The 7,118-nt window shown below is 73.3% G+C and carries 9 protein-coding genes and 1 pseudogene; 4 read left to right on the forward strand and 6 right to left on the reverse strand.

Annotated features, from left to right (window positions below; genetic code table 11):
• Positions 1-213, forward strand: a pseudogene (locus tag KSNIM_RS18625) (cytochrome P450); the annotation flags it as partial.
• Positions 214-218: 5 nt separating this feature from the next.
• Positions 219-1,094: an NAD-dependent epimerase/dehydratase family protein gene (locus KSNIM_RS18630; protein WP_263104346.1), complete on the forward strand. Its 876-nt coding sequence runs from the start codon at positions 219-221 to the stop codon at positions 1,092-1,094.
• A gap of 52 nt (positions 1,095-1,146) precedes the next feature.
• On the opposite strand, the gene KSNIM_RS18635 is transcribed toward KSNIM_RS18630, so the two are convergent.
• The 4 genes from KSNIM_RS18635 to KSNIM_RS18650 all read right to left on the reverse strand — a co-directional run bounded on the left by KSNIM_RS18635 (position 1,147) and on the right by KSNIM_RS18650 (position 3,589).
• Positions 1,147-1,347 (reverse strand): DUF5326 family protein, encoded by a 201-nt coding sequence (locus KSNIM_RS18635; RefSeq protein WP_263104347.1) that lies wholly within the window; start codon positions 1,345-1,347, stop codon positions 1,147-1,149.
• A gap of 171 nt (positions 1,348-1,518) precedes the next feature.
• On the reverse strand, positions 1,519-2,181 hold the full coding sequence (gene tenA / locus KSNIM_RS18640) for a thiaminase II (protein WP_263104348.1): 663 nt from the start codon (positions 2,179-2,181) through the stop codon (positions 1,519-1,521).
• 55 nt (positions 2,182-2,236) lie between these two features.
• Complete coding sequence (locus tag KSNIM_RS18645) at positions 2,237-2,554, reverse strand: cupin domain-containing protein (RefSeq protein ID WP_263104349.1); 318 nt, start codon at positions 2,552-2,554, stop codon at positions 2,237-2,239.
• Positions 2,555-2,647: 93 nt separating this feature from the next.
• Complete coding sequence (locus KSNIM_RS18650) at positions 2,648-3,589, reverse strand: LPXTG cell wall anchor domain-containing protein (protein WP_263104350.1); 942 nt, start codon at positions 3,587-3,589, stop codon at positions 2,648-2,650.
• A 475-nt stretch (positions 3,590-4,064) separates the two neighbouring features.
• On the opposite strand from KSNIM_RS18650, the gene KSNIM_RS18655 reads away from it, so the two are divergent.
• Positions 4,065-4,442: a phage holin family protein gene (locus tag KSNIM_RS18655; protein WP_263104351.1), complete on the forward strand. Its 378-nt coding sequence runs from the start codon at positions 4,065-4,067 to the stop codon at positions 4,440-4,442.
• 16 nt (positions 4,443-4,458) lie between these two features.
• Here the strand turns inward: KSNIM_RS18655 and KSNIM_RS18660 are convergent, their stop codons facing one another.
• Positions 4,459-4,887, reverse strand: coding sequence for an SsgA family sporulation/cell division regulator (locus KSNIM_RS18660; RefSeq protein WP_263104352.1), 429 nt, complete (start codon positions 4,885-4,887; stop codon positions 4,459-4,461).
• Positions 4,888-5,232: 345 nt separating this feature from the next.
• Between KSNIM_RS18660 and KSNIM_RS18665 the strand changes: the two genes are divergently transcribed.
• Entirely contained in the window at positions 5,233-5,760 is a 528-nt protein-coding gene (locus tag KSNIM_RS18665) for an NUDIX domain-containing protein (RefSeq protein ID WP_030270032.1), read from the forward strand.
• Between the two features lie 47 nt (positions 5,761-5,807).
• On the opposite strand, the gene KSNIM_RS18670 is transcribed toward KSNIM_RS18665, so the two are convergent.
• The coding region (locus KSNIM_RS18670) for a globin domain-containing protein (protein ID WP_263104353.1) at positions 5,808-7,118 on the reverse strand (1,311 nt) is incomplete at its 5' end.

A 7,118-nucleotide genomic window follows, 5' to 3' on the forward strand; every position in this document is an offset into this window, starting at 1 on the left:
GGCGCCCACCGCACCGGGCCCGCCGACCCGCAGGCCGCCCAGGCGGTCTTCGGCAACGGCCCGCACGCCTGCCCCGGTGCCCGGCTCGCCCGCGCCCAGCTCACCGACTTCCTGGCCGCACTCGCCCCGCACCGGCCGGCCGTCGTCCGGGCCACGGTCGACCGGCACGCCGCCCTGCCCGGCTACTCCTCCCTGCTCGTACGGAAGGGCTGACCCGCATGCTCCGGATCGCCGTGACCGGCGCCAGCGGCTTCTGCGGTGCGTACGTCGCACGGGCGGCTGCGGCCGGCGGCGCCGAGGTGCGCTGCCTGGGCCGACGCCCGGGCCCGGTCGGCCGCCACGTCCGCTGGGACGCCGCCGCCGAGGGCCCCGACCTGGCCGGTGCCGACCTGGTGGTGCACTGCGCCGCCGCCGTCGGCGACCACCCGCCGGGCTCGCCCGCCGAAGCCGAGCAGCACGCCGTCAACGTGGACGGCACCGCCCGGCTGCTGGCGGCGGCGGCCGGGCTGCCGGTGGTGTTCGTCTCCAGCGCCAGCGTCTACGACCCGCGCACCGACCGTGCCCTGGTCCGCGAGGACCACCCCACCGCGGCGGGTCACCGCAACGCCTACGGCCGCACCAAGGCCGCCGCCGACCGGCTGGCTCTGGAGGCGGGCGCCGTGGTGCTGCGGCCGCGTGCCGTCTACGGTCCCGGTGACCCGCACCTGCTGCCCCGGCTGCTGGAACGCGTCCGCCGCGGCCTCCTGCTGCTGCCCGGGCCGGACGTGCCGCTCAGTCTGACGGCCGTGCAGAACCTCGCCGACGCCTGCCTGGCCGCCGCCGACTGGGAGCCCGGCGCGTACAACATCGCCGACGGGGCGCCCTACCGCCGCGACGCGGCCGCCTGTACCGTGCTCGCCGACCGGGGCGTCCGCGTCCGGATCGGCCATGTGCCGGTCGCCGCAGCCGAGTTCGCGGCCCGCCGCGGCCTGCTGCCCGGGCTCACCCCGTACGCCGTCGACCAGCTCGCCCGGCCGGTCGTGCTGGACATCGCGAAGGCCGCCGGTCAGGGCTTCCGCCCGCGGTGGGAGCTGGCCTCCGCGCTCGGCGCCTGACGCGCCGGGCCCCGGACACCGTGGTGGTGTCCGGGGCCCGGGGCTGTCCGGCTCAGTTCCTGGCGGCCTTCTTGATCAGGATCACCACCGCGGCGCCGAGGCCAACGACCAGCAGGACCTTGATCAGGAATCCGATCAGCGAGCTGACGACGCCGACCACGAACCAGATCAGGTTCCAGGCCAGGATCAGCACCAGGATCGGGACGACGATGTTGCGCACCCACGAGGGCAGCGACTTCCAGAGCTCGGCCATGTCCGTTCCTTCTCTCCCCTCGGGCTCGGCGCCGGTCCGTCCGCCGCTTTCCCGCTCGCTTCCGATGCTTCGATCGTAGGCGGCACCAGGGGCCGGATCGAGGGCCTGCGGCCCGGAGAGAACCCGGAGATCACCCCGAGGCCGACCACCGGGTCGACCCCCACGGGGACATCAGACCGGCCAGGTCTCGCCGCGCCAGGCGGCGTCCCAGAACATCCACTCGTAGCGCGAGGTGGTGGTGAAGTGCCGCACCATCCTGCGCCGTTCGGCGGGGGAGACCTCCTCGCCGAGCCGGTCCGTGAGGTCGAGCACCCGGCGGACGACCGACTGGAAGGCCTCGTCGCCGTAGGTGGCGATCCACTTGGCGTAGAGCGGCTCGGGGGAGGACTTCGCCAGCAGTTCCTCGCCGACCCGGGCGTAGATCCAGTAGCAGGGCAGTACCGCGGCGACGGCCTCGGCGAAGGAGCCGCCGTGGACGGTGGCCAGCAGGTAGCTGGTGTAGGCGAGGGTGGTGGGCTGCACCGGTTCGGCGGCGGCCTGCTCGGCGCTCTCGCCGAAGGCGGTGAGGAACTCGCCGTGCATCTCCTGCTCGGCGGCGAGCGCGCCCACCGCGTCGTCGGCGAAGGCCCGCACGTCGGCCTCGTGCGGCGCCTTGGCGGCGCAGACGGCCAGCGCCCGGGCGTAGTCCCGCAGGTAGTGCGAGTCCTGCACCACGAAGTGGCGGAAGGCCTGCCGGGGCAGGGTGCCGTCGGTGAGGCCGGTCAGGAAGGGGTGGGCCAGGATCTCGTCGTAGACCGGCTCGATCGCCGACCAGAGTTCGTCGGTCAGGGCCACTGCTCTCGCTCCTCGTGTCGGGTGGTCGCGCCCGACCGACCCTATCCGTCGGCGGTCAGTCCTCGGGCGGCGAGAAGATCACCAGCACGCGCAGCTCCTCGGTGATGTGGTGGAAGCGGTGCGGCACCCCGGCCGGAACGTAGACGACGCTGCCGCGGCCGACGGTGGCGGTCTCCCGGCCGACGGTGATCTCGGCCCGGCCGCTGATCACCTGGTAGATCTCGTCCTGGGCGTGCGGGGCCTGGGTGTCGGTGTCGCCGGGGGCGAGCGCGTACAGGCCGGCGGACATGTTCCGTTCCTTGAGGAACTGCAGGTAGGAGCCCTGGTGGGCGGCCCGTTCCGCGTCCAGCTCGTCCAGCCGGAAGACCTTCATCGCGCTGCTCCTCTCCGGGTCGGGACCATTCAACACCCGGACGGGCTCCGGCCCGGCACCCGCACGGGTACCGGGCCGGAGGGTACGCAGGCGTCAGGCGCGGTGCGAACCGGCGTTCCGGCGGCGCAGCACGACGAGGGTGCCGACACCGAGCGCCAGCACACCGGCGCCGGTGGCCGCGATCACGGCGGAGTGGTCGCCGCCGCCGGTGTTGGCGAGGCGGTCGCCGGCCTTCGCCTTGGCCTTGGTCACCGTGGCCTTGGAGGGCTTCTTGGTCGGCAGCACGCCGCCCGGCTTCACGGTCGGCTTGACGGTGGGCTTGCCGCTCGGCTTGGCCGAACCGCTCGGCTTGGCCGAACCGCTCGGCTTCGCGGAGGCGGAGGCCGACGCAGAGGCCGAGGCGGAGGTGCTCGGCTGGGCCGAGGCCGAGGAGCCGCCGCCGGCCGCGACGATGGCGAAGTCCTGGGGCTCACCGAAGACGGTGTTGCCCTCCTGGGCCTCCTCGTCGTCCAGCGCGAAGATGGCGGCGAAGGACTCCACGACAGCGGCGCCCGGCTTGGCGGTGGCGCCCAGGCTCAGGCGGACGTCGATGTCCAGGGTCTCGCCCGCGCCGACGAACAGGAAGGAGTCCTCGTCCGGGGTCTCCTCGCCGAGCTGGCCGAGGACGACGGCGACGCTGCCGTCCTCGCCGGCCTCGACCGAGGCGTTCAGCCACTTGCCGCTGTCGGGGTGCTTGTACTGGACCTTCACCTGGCCGGCGGTCAGGCCCTTCTCGGCGCCGAGGACGAAGGCCGGAATCAGCAGCGCGTCGCCGCCGGCGTTGGAGATCGCCTCGGTGAAGGTGACCTCGGTGCCGCCCGCGGTGATCTGGGCGGGGAAGTTCTTCAGCGTCACGCTGCCGCCCGCCTTGGCGGGGGCGGCGTGGGCGATGCCCGGCGCGACGGGGGCGGCCAGGGCTGCCGGGGCGGCGAGGACGGCCGCACCGGAGACGAGCGTCGTGGCGGCGGATATCGCCAGTGCACGGCGCAGCTTCATCGAAACCTCACAGGTCTGCCGGCACACCCGGTGTGCCGGCACGGGGGAGTGACATGGGGCGGCACCCGTCGGGTGCCGCGGACCCGCGGTGTTCCGCAAGATCGGAGCCGGATCGTATCCGCATGAATAAGTGCTGAATAAGGCCGGGGTGCCCACTGGGAGTTCGCACCCCCTCCACCGCTTCGGCACGTCGTGTACACGACACCGGCTACCCTCGAAAGCGCTCGCCCGACACACCGTCAGCACCCTGCCCGAGCTGCGGAGATGGGCCACCCGACGAAGGGTAGTGGAGACCGCTCCGAGCGACCGGAGATCGGTTCACGGTCGAGGACTTCGACGCCGCAACCACGCCGGCGTGTGGCAGATATCACATCGCCGCTCGGCGGACGGGCCGCCGTCCCGGAATCGGCACGGGTCGAGGACGTAGCCGCCGAGAGCTTCCCAGCGGGCGGGCGGCCTGCCACCATCCGGTGCCATGAAGAGTTTCGTGATCAAAACGCTCATCAACGCGGCGGCCATCTGGGTCGCCGCCTGGATCGTCGACGGGATCACCCTCTCGGACGGCAGCTGGGGCCACCAGGCGCTGACCGTGATCGCGGTGGCGCTGGTCTTCGGCGTGGTCAACTTCCTGATCAAGCCGTTCGTGAAGCTGCTCTCGCTGCCGCTGTTCGTGCTCACGCTCGGGCTGATCACCTTCGTGATCAACGCGCTGATGCTGTGGCTGACGTCCTGGGCCTCGGACAAGATCGGCCTGGACTTCCACGTCGCGGGCTTCTGGTCGGCGCTGCTCGGCGCCCTGATCATCAGCGTGGTCTCGTGGGGCCTCGATCTGGCGCTGGGGGACGACGACTGAACCGCCGGGCGGGACGTCAGCCCGCGTTCTCGCAGCCGCCGCTGAGGATCAGGTCGAGCTGGGCCTCCAGCTCGACCTCGCTCTCCTCCTGGCCCATCGGCACCAGTCGGTCGGTGCGGGCGAGGAAGGCGATCAGCGGCGGGGCGGGGGCGTGCAGGGTGGCGTCACCGTCGGGCGAGCGCAGCACCACGCCGATCTCGGTGAGGTCCTCGCCGATCGGGTGGATGTGGACGTCGCCCTCGCCGGCCGGCCGGCTGATGCCGTCGACCAGCAGCTCACGGGCGAAGTACCAGGTGACCGGGGTGTCCCCCGGCAGGTGGAAGGTGAAGCGGACCGCGTACGGGTCGTCGGTGTCGTATCCGAGGTCGACGGCGATGCTGACGGAGAGCTCGTCGCCCGCCACGAGGCTCATCACCACATGGCCCTGGACTGTGCTGCTGTGCATGCGCGCGCTACCTCCGCGATCCATTGGTGTCGCCTGCCCCGGCTGGCGGCCATTGCAGCACAGGGACCACCCCGCTTCAATGATTACAGCGGGTGAAGACGCCAATTGAGCTTCAATTCGAAGGCCAAAGTCTATTCATATCTTAGCGATTGACCACACCCCCCGGAGCGGCCTTCGAATGGAAGATCCAATACCGTGACCGCCCGGACCTGCTCGAACACGCAGCGGCACGCCGAATCATCCGTTCGGCCCAACGTTTTCCTCCTGTTCGCCCATGTGTACGAGTTTCATTCCGCCCGGCGCGCGGGAGAATCCCGCACAACCCTCGTGCTCCCGGAGGTGGCCATGGCCGTCCCCGTCCGCCCCGTCGTCAAGCGCACCGCGCGGGCGATCCTGCTGGAGGACGACCCGGGCGACCCGCACGCGCCCGCCACCATCGTCCTGATCCGGCGGGTCCGGCCGGGCGCGGCGCACCCGTACTGGATCACCCCCGGCGGCGGCGTGGAGCCGGAGGACCGCTCCGTCGTCGACGCCCTCCACCGCGAGCTGGACGAGGAGCTCGGTGCCAAGGCCGTCGACGTGGTGCCCGCCTTCGTCGACACCGTCGCCCACTCCCACCACGACGACGGCACCCCGGCCCACCCGCACGGGGTGAAGGTCCAGCACTTCTTCGTCTGCCGACTGGCCTCCATGGACCTCTCGCGGCGGCACGGCCCCGAGCTGGAGGACCCGAACGGCGAGTACGAGGTCGTCCGGCTGCCCTTCACCCGGGAGGGCGTCACCTCGGTCAACGTGGTGCCGCCGAGCCTGCGCGCCTACCTGGCGGCCAACATCGAGGGCGTCCGCGCCCTGCTCGCCCGCGACCTGGCCTGAGGCCGTCCGGACCCGCCGGGCGGCTGCGCGGACCGGCCGCCTGCCGCTCACCCGGCGGGCTGCTCGGCCGCGAGGTCGTGGTGGATCCGGTCCTGCGCGATCCCGGCACGCAGCAGCACCCCGACGGCCCGGCGCACCATCGCCGCGGGACCGCTCAGGAAGGCGTCGTGGCCGTGCCAGGGCGCATAGCGGGAGACCACCTCGGGCAGCAGGCCGACCACCGCCTCGCCGGGCGCCGTGCCGGGCGACTCGACCACCGGGTGCACCTTGAGCCAGGGGTGCCGCCGGTCGAGCCGGCGCAGCTCCTCCAGGGCGTACAGCTCGGGCAGGCTGCGGGCGCCGTAGAAGACCGCGACCGAACGGCCGTTCACGCCGTGCTCGGCGACCTCCTCGACCAGCGCGGCGATCGGGGCGATCCCGGTGCCGCCGCCGAGGCAGAGCAGGTCCGCGCCGTGGGCGTGGTCCACGACCATCCCGCCCGTCGCAGGGCCCAGCCGCAGCACGTCCCCGGGCGCCGCCCGGCCCACCAGCGCGGTGCTCACCCAGCCCGCCTGCACCCCCTTGACGTGGAAGGTCAGCAGCCCGTCCGGGCGCGGCGCCGCGGCCAGCGAGTAGGGCCGCCAGACCCGCGGCCACCAGGGCGTCTCCACCGCGGCGTACTGGCCGGCGCGGAAGGGGTACGGCTGGTCCGGCCGCACGGTGAGCACCGCGACGTCACCGGCCCGGCGCTCGTGCGAGACGACCTCCGCGTGCCACCAGGCGGGCGCGGTGCGGGCGGTCTCCTCGGCCGCCTCGATCATGATCCTGGAGACCAGCCCGTAGACCCGGCGCCAGGCCAGCTCCGTCTCGTCGTTCCAGCGGCTGCCGGAGTACTTGGCGAGGGCGGCCACCAGGCACTCCCCCACCGGCGCGTAGTGCGCGGTCTGCACGCCGTACTTGCGGTGCGCGCGGCCGAGCCCGGCGAGGTACTCGGTGAGCTTCGCCGGCTCGCCCGCGCTGCGGGCTGCCGTGATCAGCGCCCGGAACAGGCGGTCGCGCTGCACGTCCATGGCGGCGGGGAAGAGCGAGCGGACCTCCGGGTGGTGCAGGAAGATCAGCGCGTAGAAGTGCGCGGTGGCGCGGTCGGCGACCGGTTCGACGGCGGCCAGGCTGTCCCGGATCAGGGCGAGGTCGCGCGGGGTCGGCGGCCGGGCGGCCTCCGGGGAGGCGGACTGCGGCAGCGGGGCGGGCGGCGGGGCGGCGATCGGCGTGCCCTCCGTCCAGGCCCGGCTCCAGCGGTCGCCGGGGCCCGACCGGTTGAGGGCGGGCGCGTCGGTGGACCGCGGTGCGGGGGACGGCCCGGCCGGGGCCGCCGGTCC

The organism is Kitasatospora sp. DSM 101779 (assembly GCF_025655475.1).
Classification (GTDB): Bacteria; Actinomycetota; Actinomycetes; order Streptomycetales; family Streptomycetaceae; genus Kitasatospora.